1 protein-coding gene is annotated in these 429 nt (G+C 68.1%); it reads right to left on the bottom strand.

Annotation, left to right across the window (positions count from 1 at the left end):
* Positions 1 to 198: 198 nt before the first annotated feature.
* Positions 199 to 429, bottom strand: a 231-nt coding sequence (locus FEZ63_RS23395; RefSeq protein WP_150949576.1) for an alpha/beta hydrolase, incomplete at its 5' end; no start/stop codon positions are given.

The raw sequence follows: 429 nt of genomic DNA on the forward strand, positions 1-429 counted from the left end.
CGTTGCGCGCGGTGCGCCAGCCCTGGCCCAGCGCGTAGGACACCACGAGCAGGATCGTGGCGCCGGGAATCACCAGCAGAACGGCGGAGGCGGCCGCGAAGGCGAGCCAGGTTTCGATCGTCATGGTGGGGTCCCTTGCCTGTGGAGAGGAAGGGAGCCACATGCCGGCGGCGATGTCCAGCGCAGGCGTCGGACCCCTCAGTTCGCCCGGTCGATCGCCCGCTTCACCACCTGCTGCACTTCCGGGTTCGACAGGAAGAGGTCGTGATTGATGATGCCGCCGCCGAACTCGGATGCGTCGGCAACGCGCACGCCCAGCGATTCCAGCCGTTCGCGATCGGCCGCGCCGGCCCGCACGATGCCGCCGGCAAGCCAGCTCGATACGGCAAGCGCCCGGTCGTTGGTGGAGCTGATGACGGTGATTTTCTT

The organism is Microvirga brassicacearum (assembly GCF_008757455.1).
In the GTDB taxonomy this organism is placed as follows: domain Bacteria; phylum Pseudomonadota; class Alphaproteobacteria; order Rhizobiales; family Beijerinckiaceae; genus Microvirga; species Microvirga brassicacearum.